We start from the raw sequence: 19512 nt of genomic DNA on the forward strand, positions 1-19512 counted from the left end.
CCTCAAAGAATAAAAATTACTGATTATCTATAAGTTTTATATCCTAACCGACCAATAAGAGTAAGTATGCATATAGATTGTATAATATAATATAATGCTACTGATATAGACAAGAAAACCAGCGTATCTATCTCAGACAAAGAAAATAAAGATGAAAAAAACAATGAAGTAGCTACAAGTATCAGTTTAAAGAGATTAAAATAGAAATAATACCTTACCTTACCTATAACATTAAATGCATCTACAATTGGACCAGCGACAAAGTTGGCTGCGACTTGAATTGATAAAACCTTAGAATAAAGCCCAGCCTCAATCCAATTATCACCAAATAATACGGAAAATGCTTGCTCCGCAAACAAAAATAAAATCAATGAAAAAACTATAGCTAAACCTAGCATTTTCATTATTATACTCAATGTCAAAGACATAATTCTTTGTGATTCAGACAGTCCTATCTTAGATATTTCCCCGTAATAAACTTTTCTTACATTGCCTATAATCATAGTAGCAGGGATAGATATCATTGACATTGCCAACCCTAAAAAACCTACTGATTCATTACCATATTCCTTCGTAAAGTATATTATTGGTAATGCTTGAGATATAGCAAGAACAGTTCTAGATGGTAACCTAAAACGAGGATACTCTTTATACTTCCTAAATATTGCATAATTTAACAGCAGTCTTTTTCGACAAAACACATCTAAACTACTGTTAAATAATTTATATTTTTTTAGCATATATACTATGCCAAAGCCTTGTTGAAACGCAGAGCCGAAAATAAGGCCAATACTGCCAGCTCCAATCAAGCCACCTAGTACTTTAACTCCTCCACCAGCAACTGACTGTTGCAGCTGAGTTATGGAAATGACTTTATATTCAGCCTTTCTAACGGAGTAAAAGGTTAGAGTTTCATATACAGAAATCAATATAGCACCAAATATGATAATTGATATTTCCATATATTTAAACGTGACTTCACTTGAATTATAGAAAGGTGAAACAAAAAAATATGAAACTGGAGCCAAAAAAAAACTAATTAAAATAGATAGCTCTGTAATTCCTCTTGCTTGTCTTTTGGACTTTGCAATGGGTATAGCATCACAAAGCCGAAGTGATATTAATCCTCCACATACTGTCATGATTGACATCGCTGCTGTATAAACTCCAAAATCTTCTGGTTCGTACAGTCTGGTTAATATTGGAGTTAAAGATATTGATATCACTTTTGCAAGGAACGAACTACCGATCAATCTAGCTATACTTTTCCTAAAACTATCGGTGCCCATAACTATAGCTCCACAAATCTCTTTAGATTATTAGCAACTATATCTGCTCTATATTGCTCTCCACTTCTAGTTATATAGATAGCTTCTGACTTAAGTCTGAATCCAGTCTTCTGATAAACTTCATTATATGCTAAGTTAATTAAGGTTAGGACATCTATTGCACTAGCTTTTCCTCGGTTAACTATGAAGTTTGCGTGCATGGCCGAAATCTGAGCTCCACCAAACTCATATCCTTTTAGACCAACATCTTCTATAACTTTTCCTGGAGGACCAATAGTTTCATACATTTTCGGATTACTAACAAATACGGAACCACAACTAGGCTCTTTACGAGGAAACTTCATTCGCCTTTCTTTAAGAATTTCGAGACATTTCCTTCTCAACTCGATTTTGCATCCAGGCTGTAACTTCAATTTACAACTTAATATAATTTCATTCAATGACTGATAACAGCTTTCTCTATAATCAAAAGCACATTTATCTACTCTTCTCTCTATAATATTTCCACTTTCATCAATAGATAATACCGAGAGTACATTACTAGAAATAGACTTTCTTTGGCTACCAGCATTCATATAGATCACTCCACCAAATGAGGCAGGTATGCCAATTAAGTGTTCCAATCCAGAAAAACCTTTAGCAATTAATTTCCTTACAGTAGTTGGGGTAAAGCATGCAGATCCAATGTTTATAACCCCATCGTTGGAAAGACTTATATCTTTAAACTTTCCATCTAGTTTAATTAAGACACCATCAAATCCAGAATCCGAAAACAATAAATTTGATGTATTTCCAACAACTAACCAAGGTAAATTTCTCACCTTAGCAAACTCTATCGCTTCTAAAATTTCTTTTTCATTGTTTACTATTGATAAATACTTTGCTTTACCACCAATTTTCCAATGAGAAAAAGAACTAAGACTAACATTTTCTTTTATATTCATTTTTAATGAGAAAACTCTCAACACCTAATCCATGTGAAAGATAACTTATTAAGTTCCCCCTTAACAGTTAAAGTCCGTCAAGGGAAAACTTATATTTACTTTTAATAACTAAGAACAAGAAATCATTTAGAATATTTCACTTTCACACCCAAACCATCTAATTTAATAATGAGATCGTTATATCCACGTAGTGCCATTGAAACTCCTGTAATTCTGGAGACTCCAGAAGGAGCACATAATGCAGCTAAAACCGCAGCCATAGTACCGCGTAAGTCAGTTGCTGAAGCATCGGATGCATTAAATATCACAGGGCCATTCGTTGTTATCTGTCCAACAGATGCCTCTAGTTCTAAGTTTATAAATTTCTGTAACTCAGACAAGTAGCTAATTCTCTCTGGATATCTATAATCATGAATTCTAGATTTACCTACAGACATTAACCCTAACATCACGTAAAAAGGCTGCATATCCGAAATAATTCCAGGATGGGTGCCACATGCGACTTCGAATGAATGAGCATGCCCATCCACCATACAAGAAGGACCAATATAAATACTATCGCTATTTTGAAAAAAATCGACCCCAGCATTCTTAAGGTACATTAATGGAATTTCCATAGAGGAAAAAGGAACATTTTTTATCAAAATCTCCCCTCCGGATATTGCACCATATACTAGCCATGTTAATGCTTCTATCCTATCCGGTAATACGTGATAAGTATGCCCTTTTAATAAATTGCAGCCTGTGACTTTAATATAACTTTGTCCAATTACATTTATTTCCACACCACTTCTTTTTAAAAACTCTATTAGATCTTCTATTTCCGGAGTTATATAGGCATTAGATAATACAGAGGTGCCCTTGGCTATAGAAGCCATTAAGAGAGCGTTTTCTGTTCCTCCAACAGTCGAGATAGGAAACTCGAATTGACAACACTCTATCGTTTCAGGAGCAGTTACAACTATACAATTTTCCTTTTCCTCGACATTACAACCGAACTCTTCCCAAATAGATATATGTACATCATATTTTCTCGCGCCTATATTACATCCTCCAGGATACGGTATGTAAGCTTTTCTAGATCGCTTGAGTTGTCCTGCAACTAACAGATATGTTGTTCGAATTGGGTAGAAATAATCATCTAGTTTACGTGGCTCATAAGCTTCAGAATTAATATATAGAGAGTCTCCATTAATTTTAGTCTTTACGCCATTATTATTAAGGAATCTTTCTTTATGCTTTGAGTCAACTAAGTTTGTCGGATACCCGGTTAAAGTCACAGGTTCGTCACAAATAGTGGCAGCAGCTAGAAGACGTGTAGCAGAATTTTTAGCTCCAGATACAGTTACAATACCTTTAGGAACCTGTCCACCCTCAACTTCAAGTATATCTTTATATAAAGTCATCTCAATTTTCCAAAAATTAAATTATAAAATAATAATAACGCTAGCCTAAAATCAAACCGTTACTTTAGTTCCGTTCTTATATGGAGGTTTTTATTAAACACTTTATTAAAATATGTTAAGAACTTCCAAATATGAGAGATTAAAAAGAAATAGCAGCCAAATAGAACCAAAAAAGTAATAAACATTATTGATTCACTTACATTAGTAAAATCAGCCCATAAGCCTACCGCAGCACAAATTGATGCCATCGAACAGATGAAAATTAACGTTGCACCTGGAGAAAGCCCAATACGCTGACAAATATGGTGTAGATGTTCTCTGTCTGGTTGGAATGGGGACTGACCTTTACGAATACGACGGATCATAATGGTTGCCATGTCCATCAAGGGTAAAGCTATCAACCACAGTGCTGTGACTGGCTTGAAGGCTACCGCTCCTGGTTCTTGCGTGCCGCGAATCAGCATCCAGACCACGGTAAAGCCGATAAACATACTGCCTGCATCACCCATGAAGATCTTAAAGCGACGACCTAGTGGAAAACCTAAGTTCAGGAAGATGTAAGGAAGCATCGCAGTCACGATCATTAAACAGATTGTGGCTAAATATTCGTTTCCGTTGTAGGCAAATACAATACCCAATGCTGTAAAGGTGACAGAGGCTAACCCGCCCAGCAAGCCGTCTATGCCATCAACCATATTAAATGCGTTAATTGCGCCTATTACCGCAATAACGGTGATCACTGCGCCAGCGACTTCATTAAGGGCAATGGTTTCGCTCCCCATTAAGTAGCCTAAATCGTGTAAGCTGTGGCCTCCAATGTAAATCATCGCAAGGGATATTCCGGCTTGGATAATAAGACGAATTTTGAAACTTACATCGTAGTAGTCATCTAATGCGCCGAGCACTATAAGCACAGCCGAACAAGATAAGTAGAGTGATAGGTTGTCATTCATTGGTAGGAACAGAAGGAACCCAACCAGTATAGTAGAGAAAATGGAAATACCTCCCACAAGGGGTACTACTCCTTGGTGGAGCTTTCTTGCATTGGGTTTATCTACTAGACCTACGCGCTTAGCAACTTTGCGCATAACAAAAAGTAGAACGAACGACAAAATAAATACAAATAAATATGCATTATTCATGATAGCCAACTGTGTTATTAAATAAGTTTGAGGTAAATCTATAACGCATCCGACTGATTTCCTTTACGGATTCCATTGCATCACAGGTCCGATACTGCTGATTCTTGCTTCGCTCGTATCTAGACACGCCGAACTCTAAGAATGAGCAGGTGATTTTTGGGCGTGACAAAACCACATTAGCCAACGTGGGTTGTAACGCATTGCAAACGCTAATTTCTAATATTGAATATGTAAGTAACTGAGTTCCACCGACACTAGCTCGTGACGGTCATCGGTTCTCAGCCTTTTATAGGCAGGCCAAATACAAAGCTGAACATACTAACTGACGGTTAGGACCGGTAGTTAAGTACTTCTATAAACCTAGTATTTGGTTTTGATAGGTATGAGAAATGGAGATTTAAATTGTAACCTATGCCTAACCAACATTTGCTCGCCACTTTGTTAGCTTTGAGCGTCCCTCTGACAAAAGGGAATTACATAAATTTGTAATAGTTCTCGTTTTTTATAAATCAATCTTGCCAGAAATGCATTTAGATGCTTATTATTATTAAAAGTTATTTCACTTTTCAGATACTTAGCTTTAGAAACCTCGGAGTTATAACGACTTCGGGCACGCTACCGCCCCTAGGTCTGGCTCCTAGAGGCAATTGAAATGTTCACGATTTAATCGGTTGCATCTCCGATCTGGTGACGAATTGTATAGTAAACTCGTTGCAACGAAAAGCCATTCCATCGAAAAGCTTACAAAAAAATAGCTCTTTCCTGACACTTAAAGCGTCAGAAATGTGTCGGTTTTATAAAGTTATAATTATCAGACGCCCATTTACGCAGTTAGGACTAAGCAGCCAGTGACGTTGATTCCAAAAGCTTAAATGCAAATAATTGCAATAACATGAATTGCATCACAAGCAGTTGCAACTTAACACAGTCAAATTTATGACGAATATCTAAGTCTCTCTAAACTTTCAGTTTTGCCATTTTCTTTCTCCTATTTTGCTTGCCTACAATACGCTCACTTATTCACTATCTGCCTGCTTACCCTATCTACTCTACTGAGCGATTTACCGAATCGCTGCCAAATTGTGAGGTTTGGCTATGTGTAAAATAGATACTCGCAAGCGTAAGCTAGCAAAGGTAAAAGCGTCGTTTTGTTATGAAAGTACTACACCACGGTGGGAAAAATACGGTTACTGGCTCTTGTCACGAGCTCGTATTACAGAATGGAAGTGTGCTGATCGACTGTGGTTTGCTACAAGGTGAAGATAATGCTCAGCAGCAGCGTTTGAATATCGACTTTTCTATCTCTGATCTCAAAGCGGTTGTTCTAACCCATTCTCATATCGATCATGTTGGTCGGCTACCTTGGTTATTGGCTGCTGGCTATAAGGGGCCTATTTACTGTACGGAAGCCTCCGCTGAGCTCGTACCGCTTATGTTAGAAGATGGATTAAAGCTCCAACTAGGCATGAGGCATCATCAAAGGGAAAAAGTGCTCGATTTTATTCGAACGCTTATTCGCCCTTGCCCTTATTCCCAATGGATAGAGATTGAAGAACATGCCTCTCTTCGCTTTCAACCAGCAGGACACATTTTAGGGTCTGCATATGTTGAGTTTCGTTTATCAAACAATGAGGTTGTTGTGTTCTCAGGGGATTTGGGCCCTCGTAACACGCCTCTCCTACCGGATCCGGTATCGCCTGAAAAAGCTGACTATTTGTTTATCGAGTCGACATACGGCAATAAAGTTCACGAAGATGTAGAGTCTCGCAGTAGGCGATTGCTTTCTATTATTGAGCATGCACTTCAGGATGGTGGCGTAATTGTTATACCGGCTTTTAGCGTCGGGAGAACTCAAGAGTTACTCTTTGATATAGAACAGCTCATTCATGAGCACGCTTTGCAAGATTCACTGCCTATTATTCTTGATTCTCCTTTGGCTAAAAAGGTAACTAATGCCTATCGCCAATTTAAAAAGCTTTGGGGAGCAGAAGCGAAAGAGCGGCTCGAGCATCACCGACATCCTCTTGCATTTGATCAATGTATTACTATCGAAAGCCACACTGACCATTTAAAGCTCGTGAATCGACTCGCGAGCACAGCAGAAGCTGCTATCGTAGTTGCGGCCTCAGGAATGTGTGAAGGTGGACGTGTCGTCAATTATTTAGAAACATTGCTGCCAGATAAGAGAAATGATGTGTTATTTGCCAGCTATCAAGCGGAAGGGACTTTAGGTCGGCGTATCCAAGATGGAGCAGAAAGTGTATTGATTGAAGGTAAACGCGTAAAAGTGAAAGCTCAAGTTCATACGATGTCAGGCTACTCTGCACATGCCGATATGAACGACTTAATACAATTTGTAACTGCCATTCCCACTCCTCCTAAGGAGGTTCACCTTATACATGGTGAGGAAGATTCGAAAAAAGCACTTTATCAACAACTAATCAACCTCGGATATAACTGCGTATTATAGTGAATTAGATGATTATTTAATTTCGAGACAACATAATATATCGCAAACATAGTTTGTCGAATTCATTGATATAGTAACGTCAAGATTCAAAAACAAGCCATAAGTAAGGACTCAGGTTCAAGAAAATTCTCAAAGTTACAAGCATGTTCTGGATTAAGGGATATAATTTCTATACGAATTAAATTATAATCGCCGACTTGTAAGCAATTGGCTAGCCGAAAACAACTTATTCCATTACTATGACAGACAGTATGAGCGACACGCTTCAAGAACGAGAAGCAACTGAATTAGCTAAGAATAATTCTATCAGCATAACATCAACATTGGACGAGTTATCAGCAAGCGAAACCGATGCTTGTATTTATATCTACTGTCCAAAAGAAGACGAAACAAAGATTGCTCAGGTACTTAAGAGACATCCTGAGATTAACGCTCAAGTTAATAACTATGCCCTTAGGGATTTCAAGAGTAAAACGCTTTGCCACTTCAAAAGCTCACACCTAAACTCTGAGCAGCAAGCGTTTCTTGTAGCTGCGACAGAGTTAGGTGCTTGGGTTGAGCCTTTAGTGAGCTACTTTGATCGTTCACTTGGCTACACTGAAACTGAGCTCTTGCATAGCGGCTACTTCTTACACCAAAAAGCTTTTTCTATCCTCTCTAATCGTAAGAACAGCTGGCAAAAGCGCTTTATTGATCTATTGTTTGTTTTTATGCTCTCGTGGGTTGCTATCCCAGTAGGGCTTATTACGGCACTGCTTATTAAGCTTGAGTCACCAGGCCCGGTATTCTTTAAGCAGCGTCGTACTGGCCAATATAATGAAGAGTTTGAAGTGATTAAGTTTCGCTCGATGCGAAACGATGCGGAAAAGAATGGTGCCCAATGGGCAACTAAAAATGACGCGCGCGTAACGAAAGTTGGCTGTTTTATTCGTAAGACTCGCATAGATGAGCTCCCTCAGTTAATCAATGTACTAAAGGGAGAGATGTCGATGGTTGGCCCACGCCCAGAACGCGAGGTGTTCATCTCTGAATTGGAAAAAGCTATTCCTTACTACCGCTTTCGTCACGCAGTGAAACCTGGGGTAACTGGCCTAGCCCAAGTAAAATACCCTTATGGTGCATCAGTAGAAGATGCCATCTGGAAGCATAAATACGATATTTACTACATCAAACATCAAAACTGGATGATGGAAGTGAAGATTCTTTTCCTTACGGTTAAAACAGTGTTGTTTGGGATGGGTAGGTAAATTGTCACACTCTAAAAAAAAGAGGAGGATTACAATAGCGCGATTTAGCACTATTGTAATTATCACTAGTTCTCACACAAAAACTGTAATGTATCTACTGATGTTGTTTAACGTCTTAAAAATCAAAAGAAGGTTCTGCTGACAATAACCTAGCGAAGGAAAATCACCTACTAAAATAGGTAGTTGAGACTGAAAGTAAAAAGCTACCTTAACTAATATGGCTTTTTATTTATATTGACCAGTTCTAAAAAATTGACAATTTTCAACTATAGAGTTGGTGAGTATTACGAAGTCAATGAGTAAAGAACACTTAATAGCAAACCTCTAAGAGGCATCTATAATATGTTTGACTAAAACTAAGTTTACAAATCTATATAGTCTTTATAAGATTACCTAAGTACTAACACTTTTACACTTAAAAACTAATGTTCTCGATATTAGCTTTTTTAAAACCACTGTAGTAAGGATAGCCATATCTATTTAGAGAGTGGTGATGATTTAAGACGCCATTTGAAACCCTCTCAAGCCCTCCACAAAGCAGAGGGACTTGTACAGCAACTATGTCTATAGAGGAAGTAGTGAACAGATTGTACATTGAGTTCTTATCAACAAAACCGAGAGGTTAAGTATAAACAAAAGTGGTGGTTATAGATCTCTTGTATGTAGACTTGTAAGCAAGATTCCCGACATGCGTATTTAAAAGTCAATATACCTAATGTGGTACATCGAGCACTGGAAGTAAAACGACTAAACCCACTCTTGGAAGGATCATTTTTTTAGAATACCGACAACCATTCCCTCATCTTCAACCAACAATGACGTAATTCTCTTATGCTCCATCATTTCTAGGGCAAGTTGAATGTTTGCATTCGCGGACACTACGGCTGGGCTCTTAGAAGATATATCAGAAGCAGTTAGATCAAAAACATCTTTACGTTTTGATTCCATGGCTCGCCTTACATCTCCATCAGTAATAATTTCCCAAGTACTACCAGTCTGTATTAATGCCAAACCTAAAGCACCTTCAGTGATAGCAGAAACTACATCAGTGAAACTTGCATCAGTAGAAACTATAGGTAATTTACAGTGCATTTCATCACGTACTTTTGACAGAAGACGACGCCCTAGACTTCCTCCTGGATGGAATCGTGCAAAGCTTTCAGGAGAGAAACCTCTAGCATCCATCAAAGCAACCGTAAGTGCATCTCCCATAACTAGCGTTGCAGTTGTCGACGCAGTCGGTGCTAATTGATGAGGACAAGCTTCTTTCGGTACCGCAATATCCAAATGACAGTGGGCATTTTTAGCTAACGTTGACTCTCTTTTTCCTGTAATTGCAATAATGTAGTTCTGGTTGTCTTTGAGGAAAGGGAGGAGTTTAAGAACTTCATCTGTCTCGCCGGAATTTGAGATAGCAACAAAGATATCTTCTGGCTTTACCATGCCCAAATCACCGTGGAACGCCTCTCCTGGATGCATGAAGAAACTCGGAGTTCCCGTACTAGCAAAAGAAGCTGCTATTTTTTTACCTATAATTCCGGACTTGCCCATACCACATATGATCACTCGACCCGTTGTATCTTGGATTTTACTAACAGCGAGCTCAAATTCATTTCCAATTCTATCTTTCATATAAAGAAGACCATTAACTTCGATATCAATGACTTCTTGTGCAACGTTGATGGCATTCATTGTATTTTTCCATTTAAGGTATTTAGTTGAGTTATTTTCTATTCCGGGTCATCTTTTATAGATGACGACTATACGTCATCAGTCATAGTAAATATCACATACTAGATGTTAGATAACGTTAGGATTTTATTTGCTGTATACTCTAAATCTTCACCCGTATAGTTGAAGATTGAGCCAGGTACTTGATAGTTATCAAGCACAAAGTACTTGTAATTCTTTGCACAACGCTGTTCGAAGTTGGCATCAATGGCATTCATATGCTTATCGACATAGCCAACAAAGCCGTGCTCTGTATAAAATGATCTTCCCAGACAAAGAACTCTCTTTTTAAATAAAGCTTCAAAACCAACTGTTGAATTTATCGTTATACAGAATTCGCAATGCTCAATAAGCTGTTCTGTAGGCAAACTGCTCACAAGAACATCATTGGGGAAATTATAGAGGGAAGTATCTAAAGGGTGTTGCTTAAAGACAAGCTCAGCCTCACCATATAATTTTGAAGCGCGAAAATCCTCTACAATTTTATTGATAAATTCTTGCGTACTAGAAAAATCAGAATTTATTAGTGTTTGGGTATCGTTTGAAAGTTGCAGTGGAACAAATACATAGGTTATGTCTGCTAAATCAAGTTTTATATCATTTTGATTTTTAGATTTCACCTTACTGCTAGAGAATTGTAACTTAACATAATCTTTTAAATTTTTTCGGTAACGACTTTTAGCTACAGCCTTCACACTTTTTGGTTGTAGCGCGGCTGCAAACTTTGACGCAATAAAATACTTTACGAAATTAAACTTAACCGTTCTTTCAACCCTATTTTTAAAAAATACACGATCTAAAGTTTCAAACTTTTCTGAACAAATCTCTGTTACACGAGTATTTCTCAACTTTGAATTCGCGTTTACACCTATTGTATCCATTGTCGTTGAATACGGCCTAAAAACACCTCTTTCAAAAACGAAAAATGTACAATTATTTTTCTTTAAAATATCTATAGCAAAAGCGTGATTCCAGCGTAAATCATTGTAAATAAGATAAATTGCATTTAGATTATTCTTTATGTATTTTTCAATCGAAATATATACTTCGATGTGCTTGCGAGCGAGCTCATTACAAGTAACTTCACCATTAACATTACTCAGGCTTGGAATCTTTGTAACAAAATCATAGCGATAAAGATCTTTATCACTAGATTTACCGAGTTTTGGTTTGAACAGAGAAAAGTTAGGCAAGTATAATTTATTTGCGCTATTGAATGTGACACATTCTTTTTCTAAACGCTGTCCCAAGCACTTTTCAATAGACAATGTTAAGTCGTTAAAATAATGACTATAAGGAGGATCAAAACAAACTATTTTTCGCATCTTTAATCTCAATTAAAACTAATTAGCTTGGCTTAACCAACTTGTTTGCACTAATGATTGTATTTTCGGGCAAAGTTACATTTCCGACAATCACTGCACCTTTATATATAATTGAATTACTACCAATAACAGGCATGCAGCTGTCATCAACGTTAAGTTGTCCTATGCTTACATCATTATAAATAATCACATCGTTGCCGATCACCGCATTTTTTCCAATCACTATACCAAAATGATGTCTAATACTAAGCCCTTTTCCAATTTTTGATGCAGGATGGATATCTGAAGAATATACAATGCGAACAATCATATAGAGTAAATATGATAAAGGTCGTGTAATTCTCGTATTATAAAGCCAAGAATATAAACGATAAAAGAATACTAGTTGCTCCGAGGGATTAATCACTTTGTAGATTGCTTTTATCATTTTCTTTTCCCACTTTGACAAAATGTTTTAAACAGTCTTTTAGATACTAACAAGACGATAAGTGCAAAAAATTTCTTTTTATGATATTTATACATTAGACTCAAACTAGAAATGGTTAATACGTTAAAGTCAATTCTACCGAAGAGGTTCGAGATATCTTTCTTGTAATTTTTTGAATAAATGGCAATCTGATGACTACCTGCTACAATCACGTTTAAAATATAACAAACATTGAGATAATTTAAGTTATCCTTAAGTAAACTTCTCTTCTCTAATTCAGAAACTATTGAATCATGAACGATAAACCTATCTGTGACACTCTTTTCAGAAAGACCTTTCATAATAGAGCCTTCTCGCTGCAGGTAATAAAAAAGGGGTTTGTTAATCAAGCATACTTTAGAAGAGTCCAGAAACATCTTATATGTTGTCGCGCGATCTTCATAATATAGACCTAGAGGATAGGGATAGTTAATGATGTGTTCGCGTTTGTATAGTTTGTTTTGTGCACCAGACGCAATTGTATGCATTAAAAGATTGTTGCGGAACGCCTCGAAACCCGTAATGACTTCATTTTCTCTTGGGCCTCTCACCTCTAGTTCGTCATAACACTCATCAACTAGTGACATTGCGCATACAGAAATATCAGCGTTATTATCCATTAATGTATTAATCATTACTTCTAGGAACGTTTCGTCGAAGTAATCGTCACTATCTAAAAATGAGATATACTCACCCTTGGAATATTTAACTCCAAAGTTTCTGGCACAACTTAAACCACCATTGCTCTTACTTACAAATATAAACCTAGAATCTTCGGAGAATGCTGCTTTTGCAATTTTAATTGAATCATCGGGACTTTCATCATCTACAACTATGACTTCAAAGTTACTATACGTCTGATTTACAAGAGAGTTTAAACATTTAATAATATATTTTTCTACATTATAAACAGGGACGATAACCGAGATTAAAGGCTCTTTTGAATTCATGTTATTTCCATAGGTTTTCTGATATGACGATCGGACATACTGAATCCGACAAAATACAATAATTTAATGTGTAATGGCTATATGATATATCGCTTGAAGAACGATATATATATATAGCAGAAGAAAAGGTCAGAAGCATAAAGAAGAACGCACTTAATGCCATTCTTTTGTATATATACTTATTAAATAGTTCCAAAACTAATATTGAGAACATGACGAAAACAAACGGTTTAAAGTAGTTAGCTATCCTATTTATTTGTTCGAAATCCAAAGCCATCAATCTAAAAGTAATATAAAGAACAATCGCATTCTTAAAAACCGTTTCCATTCTTTTGTTAGGTATATTAAGAAAACTCAACATCGTAACAATAACGATAGAACTAATATAGGTGCTCAATCTTCCAACCATTGAGGTTTCATTGGCAAACTCTACATATGCCAAATATCCATAATATGGTAACTTTAGGTCAATATATATTGATTTAATTAGATTTATAGGTTCAATAAAAGCTATAGAAACCAGCAAAATAATTAGTGCTTTATGACTCATTTTTATTGTCATGAATGGTAGCAACCCAAGTAAAAGTAAGGCGCTAACATGAAATGAAGAAGCAAAGAAAATGAGAATAACCGATAACAAAATCTTCTTATTTACAAAGCAGAGCAAGGCAAAAAGTGACACAGCGATTGCAGCAAATTGCCTAATTTGGTTCATCGATTGGAAATAATAAAATGCTATAAAGAAGAGCAACATAAGATACTTATATTCGTACCTTGAGTTTTCCTCAAAAAAATTAGAACTTCGTGAAATGAAAAGATAAAAAAATGTAGATATAATTATCGAAAATATAATAAATACAGTTTGAGCATTACCACCAATAAAATCACTGAACATTACTATAAAGTAATACCCAACCTCTTTTGCAGTTGTACCGCCACTTGTTAATGTTGAATAAATATATTCATACTGGATAAAATCTGGACCTACATGATATCTAAGTGCAGAAAATAGAGTCAAAATAACCCAAGATATGACTAAGAGATAGTTTTCTCTTCTTAATATTGGTATAAATGTGGTAAATAATATTAATACAAGCCAAAAAAGCATAGTTATTTTGAACCCCAAAGTAGCAAGTATTCTTGCGCTATCTTCTCCGGTTCATGATTTTGAATTATAAACTCGACCGCATTAATTTTTATATTTCTTAATTTAACCGGGTTTAATATTAGTTCATTTATCGATGTATATAATTCTGACTCATCAGGAACTGCATTAATTCCTATTGGCTTATCGAAGCTTTTTTCGCTTTCAAATCCAGAAACGACCACTTTTCCGTTAGCCATACCTAATATAGCATTTACACCACGATCATAGCTATATACTTGATCAAGAAATATATCAGCTTTATCAAAACAACGCACATATTCATTGTACGGTACATTTTGAATTACATTGTATTCGATTTCTCGAACATGATCTTCTTTGATTTTTTTAACGACTCTATCAAGAACATCATTTCCTTTTCTTAAATCCTTTCCTATTTGCCATCCATGGAAGACATTTATTATTTCTTTATCTTTATTGGAGCTGTTCTCTAATTCCTTTTTAACATCATATGCGTTTGAATGTTGTTCCTTAGATATTGGTATCCTAATAATATTAGACACTTTTTTACAATCTGAGTAAGCATTATAATAATCTAATAGCCCAGGAATGATAGCTTCTGACTTTTCAATCACATACTGATCCAATTGCTTATATCCAATCGCATATAAGTATTTGAGAGAAAATAAATAATTTTTAATATTATTTAGTTTTAGCCTATCAAAGTAACTATATTTGTTCTTTTTGTTTAGGCAATAATTAACCCAAGTACGATCGTCTCCTAACGCACACAGAAACACTTTCGCGTTTGGATTTGAAGAGATAATCGTTTTTAGCACGAGATAATTGGCTAATGATGAATAACTACAAATTGAAGCTGTATTTATACATTGAATAACATCAATATCATTTAAATTAGATAGTACTTTTCTACGCTTGAAAAAATGTGCAGTACCTTTAAGCCCTAGCCAATCTAAGATAATTGATATGCCTAATTTTTTATACCAAGGTGAAAATGAAAGGTCTACATCGCGTGGAAATGACTTGAAGCCATCACCATCAGAAACGGTTATAACATCATGCCCTAGCTCCTTAAGAACCATTGCTAAGTTTGTATGAACACCAGAGTATTCACCCAATAAAAGAACTCTCATTCTAACAATCCAAATTTCCTGTAAATTGTATTAAAAACAAAAAAGGGCTTACGGAATTTCCGTACGCCCCCTCTTTAGTTTTACACCTCAAAGCTGTTGACTGCTTTGATAACCGCTGAAACTTCTTCTTCTGTCATAACAGGGCTTATTGGTAGACTTAGTACCTGTTCATGCAACTCTTCCGTTAGAGGTAAGCTCAACATATCCATACTCTTATATGCCATTTGTTTATGAGGCGGAATTGGATAATGAACAAGTGTCATCACACCTTCACTTTCTAGGTGCTTCTGGAATTTTTCTCTGTAAGGAGTTTTAATTACAAATAAGTGCCAAACATGAGATTGGTCACGTTCTACTTTCGGCAATGAAATAAATACATTTGATATTTCTGTAAGATAACGTTTCGCAACTGCTCTTCTCTGTGTTGTTTCTTCTTTCAAGTGACGAAGTTTCACTCGCAGCATAGCTGCTTGAATTTCATCAAGACGGCTATTGACTCCTTGGTACTTATTTTCATACTTTTTGTGTGAGCCATAATTTCTTAATGCACTAACAACTTCAAATAACTCATCATCATCTGTGAGAATTGCACCAGCATCTCCCATAGCACCTAAGTTTTTTCCTGGGTAAAAGCTAAATGCAGAAGCATGCCCCCAACTACCAGCTTTTTTACTATTAAGTTCTGCGTCATGTGATTGAGCGCAGTCTTCAAGTACTAGTAAATTGTGAGATTGTGCTATCTCATTGATTTCATCCATTGGCGAGATTTGACCATATAAATGGACAGGCAAAATTGCTTTCGTTTTTGATGTGAGAGCACTTTCAATCGCTTTAGCCGTCAAATTAAAAGTATCAGCATCAGGCTCGACCATGACTGGCACTAGGTCGTTTTCTGTGATTGCCAATATTGAAGCAATGTAAGTGTTTGCAGGTACAATAACTTCGTCGCCTGCACTCAATTTTCCTAGCTCTTTCCATGCTCTCAACACCAGAGTCAGCGCATCCAAGCCATTTGCGACACCGATACAATGCTTTGTACCACAATGTTCAGCAAACTCTTCTTCAAATTGCTTAAGCTCTTGACCCATGATGTACCAACCTGAGTCAATAACTTTCGCGCAAGCTTCAACAAGCTCATCTCTATAATTTGAGTTGATTTTTTTCAGATCTAGAAAAGGAATCATATTAACTTACTCTTTAACCTATTTTTCATTTGCTCAACGGCGTGTTTTTGAATGATATATTGGTAGCTATCATCAGACTCTCCAACTTTTACAGCTCCCATTTTCTCGTGAAATGAAACGACTTTCTTGTTCTCTTTCATTACATCAAAATGAGATTGGTTGAACCCTAGAACGGAAAAGCCAAAGTCATATACAAGGAATGCACTTTCTAACGCTGCATATTTTGTTTTGCTTTCATTCAGAATCCAACTACCCCAACAAAAAGAGTCTGGCTTTATGTCATAAACACGGACGGTACCACATGGGGTCCCATCAATTCTTTCAATAATGAAATAATACTCTTTTCCTTCCTTTTCCAGACGCTTATAAGACTCTATCCACGCTTTTTGTTGCTCTACATCACTTTCAACTTTAGAAAGATACTTATTGTATTTGTCGTCCGTTCTCAACGATAAAATAAATTCGGCGTCTGATACCTCAACAAAACGAATTCGGATAGTTTTAGATTCAAGGTTAATTGTTGACATTCTCAATCTCCTTTAAGAACTCGTCATAATTGCGAATATAGTCACTTTCTTTATACACTTCGTTTGCCATTACCATTAATATGCAGTTTTCTGAAAAGTTATACATTTCGTGCCATTGCATCACATCAATGAGGAGACCTTGAGAAGGAGAATTTAAGGTGATTGTTTCCTTAGTTATTCCATCATCCATCAGAATCTCACAACTTCCGTTCAAACAGACCGCTACTTGCACTGTATCTTTATGTGCATGGAAACCTCGAGGAACGCAGCTCTGCATACCATACAGATAGTAAACTCTCTTGATATCAAAAGGGATATCTTTGCTCTGCTCTAAAGCTACTAGGCTACCTCGAGCATCACCAATAACATTAAAGTTTATTAACTTTATCAAACTCATCTTATTCATCCAAAAGTTCTGATAAGTATCTACCATAGTCATTCTTAGACAGCTGTTGACTTGCTTCTTTTAATTTTTCTTTCGACAACCAACCATTACGAAAAGCGATTTCTTCAAGACAAGCGACTTTTAAGCCTTGAACATTCTCAATAGTTTCTACAAACGAAGAAGCTTCGTGAAGACTTGCGTGGGTGCCAGTATCCAACCATGCAAATCCCCTTCCGAGCAATTCAACATTTAACTTACCTTGGTCTAAATACATTTGGTTCAAACTTGAAATCTCTAGCTCGCCTCGCTCAGAGGGTTCCACTTTCTTCGCTAATTCAACAACATCATTATCGTAAAAATACAAACCAGTAACTGCAAAATTTGACTTTGGTTTTAGCGGCTTTTCTTCAATTGAGACAGCTTTCATATTTTCATCAAATTCAACAACACCAAACCGCTCAGGATCTTTTACTTGATAACCAAAAACGGTAGCTCCAACATCTCTATTTGCCGCTTGTCTCAATATTGGTGTAAACCCTTGACCATAAAAAATGTTGTCGCCAAGAACTAAACATACTGACTCGTCACCAATAAAGTGCTCACCGATAATAAAAGCTTGTGCAAGGCCATCAGGGCTAGGTTGTACCGCAAACTCTAATGAAAGCCCAAAATCAGCCCCGTCTCCCAACAAGCGTTTAAAGCCATCTTGATCTTCTGGCGTCGTTATAATGAGAATTTCACGTATTCCCGCTAACATCAGCACTGAAAGCGGATAATAAATCATGGGCTTATCATATACCGGCAATAACTGCTTAGACACACCTCGTGTTATTGGATAAAGGCGAGTCCCTGACCCACCTGCTAGAATAATTCCTTTCATTATTTTCTCTATTATGTAATTAAAATTTAATTATTGGAGATGCTAGAACTTTTAATGAAAATATACTTATTCATTATAAAAATCATAGCAATTAGATAACAAAAATAGTTTGTAGCAAATGCGTAACTCATCCCAATCAAACCATAAGAGCTAACAAAATAAATGCTAAACAAAATGAATGTTATTGCAAAAAATATTTCCGTTAAAACATAGACTTTAGTCATAGCTTTTGCCAACATTAAATATGCTAACAACCATGAACTAATTTTCAAAAAATCCCCTACTAATTGCCATTTAAATAGTGAGAGCATTGGATAAAAGTCTTCGGAAAACAATAACCAAACTATGAAGTCTTTAAGAAGGTATATGGAAACACAAAGAATGGCTAAGATTGGAAGTATAACTTTATAACCATTTAGGAGCTCCTTCCTTAGTTCAAATCTATCCTTTATTTCTGAAAGACGAGGAAGGTAATAAGTTCCTAATGCTGTTGTAATTACCATTAAGTACATTGTTGATATGTAGTACATACCTTGCCAATAACCAGCTTCATCCCATGATAAGTTTTCGCCCAAGTAATTCCTAATGTACATCATTGATAAAGGAACAGCAGCAGTTGATACTAATGTCATCAGAGTATATTTACTGAGTTTTACACAAACCTCTGAACTAATCGGTAAGATAAAATTCTTAAAACAAATCTCTCTATGGCCTCTCAACATCCACAAGAGTATTAGAAATATTACCGACTGGTTAGTTACCATGGCAATTAACGCACCATCCAACTGGAAAAATACTATCAAAACAGTGGTAAAAATAAGGCTATATATGCTTTGAATTACATTTATAGATATGAATCTTCTAATTTCTTTCAAACCATTAATAATTGATAACAGCAATTGATTTATTGAATACATGATCATTGTAATAGAAAATACAACGAACACATACTGATAATCATAACTGCCAAAGATCAAATGAGACCAATAACTAGAAAATAAAAATAATAGCAAGCTAACTATAACGCTAAAAAATACAGTTATCTTTAACGATGAACTCCATAGTTCATGTTTTTTTTCTCCATTTTCATGAAACTCAGCTGTATATTTAGTAACGCCAGAGTTAATACCTCCTTGAGCTAAAGTTCGTACAATGCCTTGAGCATTTTGAAACTGGCCAATGACTGCTAACCCAGACGGTCCTATAAAAATTGATACTGCTTTATTTATTATTAGTCCGGAAAGTAATTTAACTGCTGTCGCTATAAAGCTCAATAAAGAAGTCTTAATCAAATTCATAATATATAG

Annotated in this window: 17 protein-coding genes; 2 read left to right on the forward strand and 15 right to left on the reverse strand. The window is 36.1% G+C overall.

Annotation, left to right across the window (positions count from 1 at the left end; translation table 11 throughout):
• Positions 1–23: 23 nt before the first annotated feature.
• The 4 genes from ACF8OV_RS09875 to wecA all read right to left on the reverse strand — a co-directional run bounded on the left by ACF8OV_RS09875 (position 24) and on the right by wecA (position 4781).
• Positions 24–1289 (reverse strand): oligosaccharide flippase family protein, encoded by a 1266-nt coding sequence (locus ACF8OV_RS09875; RefSeq protein WP_153645877.1) that lies wholly within the window; start codon positions 1287–1289, stop codon positions 24–26.
• A gap of 2 nt (positions 1290–1291) precedes the next feature.
• Positions 1292–2233: a UDP-N-acetylmuramate dehydrogenase gene (gene murB, locus ACF8OV_RS09880; protein WP_392404356.1), complete on the reverse strand. Its 942-nt coding sequence runs from the start codon at positions 2231–2233 to the stop codon at positions 1292–1294.
• A 122-nt stretch (positions 2234–2355) separates the two neighbouring features.
• The gene (locus ACF8OV_RS09885) at positions 2356–3639 is read right to left on the reverse strand and encodes a UDP-N-acetylglucosamine 1-carboxyvinyltransferase (protein ID WP_153645878.1); all 1284 of its coding nucleotides are present in this window, start codon (positions 3637–3639) and stop codon (positions 2356–2358) included.
• Between the two features lie 59 nt (positions 3640–3698).
• Positions 3699–4781: a UDP-N-acetylglucosamine--undecaprenyl-phosphate N-acetylglucosaminephosphotransferase gene (wecA, locus tag ACF8OV_RS09890; RefSeq protein ID WP_262662323.1), complete on the reverse strand. Its 1083-nt coding sequence runs from the start codon at positions 4779–4781 to the stop codon at positions 3699–3701.
• A gap of 1153 nt (positions 4782–5934) precedes the next feature.
• On the opposite strand from wecA, the gene ACF8OV_RS09895 reads away from it, so the two are divergent.
• Together ACF8OV_RS09895 and ACF8OV_RS09900 are read left to right on the forward strand one after the other, a co-directional pair.
• The gene (locus ACF8OV_RS09895) at positions 5935–7251 is read left to right on the forward strand and encodes an MBL fold metallo-hydrolase (protein WP_203504540.1); all 1317 of its coding nucleotides are present in this window, start codon (positions 5935–5937) and stop codon (positions 7249–7251) included.
• A gap of 239 nt (positions 7252–7490) precedes the next feature.
• Complete coding sequence (locus ACF8OV_RS09900) at positions 7491–8498, forward strand: sugar transferase (RefSeq protein WP_025500303.1); 1008 nt, start codon at positions 7491–7493, stop codon at positions 8496–8498.
• 768 nt (positions 8499–9266) lie between these two features.
• Here the strand turns inward: ACF8OV_RS09900 and ACF8OV_RS09905 are convergent.
• From ACF8OV_RS09905 to ACF8OV_RS09955, 11 genes are all read right to left on the reverse strand, one after another.
• Positions 9267–10190 carry an SIS domain-containing protein gene (locus ACF8OV_RS09905; protein ID WP_025500302.1) on the reverse strand — a complete coding sequence of 308 codons (924 nt, stop codon included), beginning with the start codon at positions 10188–10190 and terminating at the stop codon, positions 9267–9269.
• Between the two features lie 101 nt (positions 10191–10291).
• Positions 10292–11554, reverse strand: a complete 1263-nt coding sequence (locus tag ACF8OV_RS09910; RefSeq protein WP_203504538.1) for a hypothetical protein — start codon at positions 11552–11554, stop codon at positions 10292–10294.
• A 22-nt stretch (positions 11555–11576) separates the two neighbouring features.
• Positions 11577–11981: a serine O-acetyltransferase gene (locus ACF8OV_RS09915; RefSeq protein WP_005428152.1), complete on the reverse strand. Its 405-nt coding sequence runs from the start codon at positions 11979–11981 to the stop codon at positions 11577–11579.
• A complete protein-coding gene (locus ACF8OV_RS09920; protein ID WP_097371452.1) occupies positions 11978–12970 on the reverse strand; it encodes a glycosyltransferase family 2 protein in 993 nt (330 codons plus the stop codon). Before ACF8OV_RS09920 ends, ACF8OV_RS09915 begins: the two co-directional genes overlap by 4 nt.
• 1 nt (position 12971) lies before the next feature.
• Complete coding sequence (locus ACF8OV_RS09925; protein WP_005428117.1) at positions 12972–14078, reverse strand: EpsG family protein; 1107 nt, start codon at positions 14076–14078, stop codon at positions 12972–12974.
• Between the two features lie 2 nt (positions 14079–14080).
• A complete protein-coding gene (locus ACF8OV_RS09930) occupies positions 14081–15229 on the reverse strand; it encodes a glycosyltransferase (protein WP_203504536.1) in 1149 nt (382 codons plus the stop codon).
• Between the two features lie 80 nt (positions 15230–15309).
• Complete coding sequence (locus ACF8OV_RS09935; RefSeq protein ID WP_129830443.1) at positions 15310–16413, reverse strand: DegT/DnrJ/EryC1/StrS aminotransferase family protein; 1104 nt, start codon at positions 16411–16413, stop codon at positions 15310–15312.
• Positions 16410–16940 (reverse strand): GNAT family N-acetyltransferase, encoded by a 531-nt coding sequence (locus ACF8OV_RS09940; RefSeq protein WP_025500293.1) that lies wholly within the window; start codon positions 16938–16940, stop codon positions 16410–16412. The genes ACF8OV_RS09935 and ACF8OV_RS09940 overlap by 4 nt, the downstream gene beginning before the upstream one ends.
• Positions 16927–17337: an FdtA/QdtA family cupin domain-containing protein gene (locus ACF8OV_RS09945; protein WP_025500292.1), complete on the reverse strand. Its 411-nt coding sequence runs from the start codon at positions 17335–17337 to the stop codon at positions 16927–16929. The genes ACF8OV_RS09940 and ACF8OV_RS09945 overlap by 14 nt, the downstream gene beginning before the upstream one ends.
• Before the next feature lies 1 nt (position 17338).
• On the reverse strand, positions 17339–18205 hold the full coding sequence (gene rfbA, locus ACF8OV_RS09950; RefSeq protein WP_005428136.1) for a glucose-1-phosphate thymidylyltransferase RfbA: 867 nt from the start codon (positions 18203–18205) through the stop codon (positions 17339–17341).
• Positions 18206–18231: 26 nt separating this feature from the next.
• Positions 18232–19503 (reverse strand): O-antigen translocase, encoded by a 1272-nt coding sequence (locus tag ACF8OV_RS09955; protein WP_025500289.1) that lies wholly within the window; start codon positions 19501–19503, stop codon positions 18232–18234.
• Positions 19504–19512: the final 9 nt, after the last annotated feature.

This window comes from Vibrio sp. GLN_1, assembly GCF_043106015.1.
GTDB lineage: Bacteria > Pseudomonadota > Gammaproteobacteria > Enterobacterales > Vibrionaceae > Vibrio > Vibrio parahaemolyticus.

Coding starts and splice junctions, on each gene's coding strand:
- ACF8OV_RS09875 (WP_153645877.1), bottom strand. CDS start 1,289: ATGGGCACCGATAGTTTTAGGAAAAGTATAGCTAGATTGATCGGTAGT.
- murB (WP_392404356.1), bottom strand. CDS start 2,233: ATGAATATAAAAGAAAATGTTAGTCTTAGTTCTTTTTCTCATTGGAAA.
- ACF8OV_RS09885 (WP_153645878.1), bottom strand. CDS start 3,639: ATGACTTTATATAAAGATATACTTGAAGTTGAGGGTGGACAGGTTCCT.
- wecA (WP_262662323.1), bottom strand. CDS start 4,781: ATGAATAATGCATATTTATTTGTATTTATTTTGTCGTTCGTTCTACTT.
- ACF8OV_RS09895 (WP_203504540.1), top strand. CDS start 5,935: ATGAAAGTACTACACCACGGTGGGAAAAATACGGTTACTGGCTCTTGT.
- ACF8OV_RS09900 (WP_025500303.1), top strand. CDS start 7,491: ATGACAGACAGTATGAGCGACACGCTTCAAGAACGAGAAGCAACTGAA.
- ACF8OV_RS09905 (WP_025500302.1), bottom strand. CDS start 10,190: ATGAATGCCATCAACGTTGCACAAGAAGTCATTGATATCGAAGTTAAT.
- ACF8OV_RS09910 (WP_203504538.1), bottom strand. CDS start 11,554: ATGCGAAAAATAGTTTGTTTTGATCCTCCTTATAGTCATTATTTTAAC.
- ACF8OV_RS09915 (WP_005428152.1), bottom strand. CDS start 11,981: ATGATAAAAGCAATCTACAAAGTGATTAATCCCTCGGAGCAACTAGTA.
- ACF8OV_RS09920 (WP_097371452.1), bottom strand. CDS start 12,970: ATGAATTCAAAAGAGCCTTTAATCTCGGTTATCGTCCCTGTTTATAAT.
- ACF8OV_RS09925 (WP_005428117.1), bottom strand. CDS start 14,078: ATGCTTTTTTGGCTTGTATTAATATTATTTACCACATTTATACCAATA.
- ACF8OV_RS09930 (WP_203504536.1), bottom strand. CDS start 15,229: ATGAGAGTTCTTTTATTGGGTGAATACTCTGGTGTTCATACAAACTTA.
- ACF8OV_RS09935 (WP_129830443.1), bottom strand. CDS start 16,413: ATGATTCCTTTTCTAGATCTGAAAAAAATCAACTCAAATTATAGAGAT.
- ACF8OV_RS09940 (WP_025500293.1), bottom strand. CDS start 16,940: ATGTCAACAATTAACCTTGAATCTAAAACTATCCGAATTCGTTTTGTT.
- ACF8OV_RS09945 (WP_025500292.1), bottom strand. CDS start 17,337: ATGAGTTTGATAAAGTTAATAAACTTTAATGTTATTGGTGATGCTCGA.
- rfbA (WP_005428136.1), bottom strand. CDS start 18,205: ATGAAAGGAATTATTCTAGCAGGTGGGTCAGGGACTCGCCTTTATCCA.
- ACF8OV_RS09955 (WP_025500289.1), bottom strand. CDS start 19,503: ATGAATTTGATTAAGACTTCTTTATTGAGCTTTATAGCGACAGCAGTT.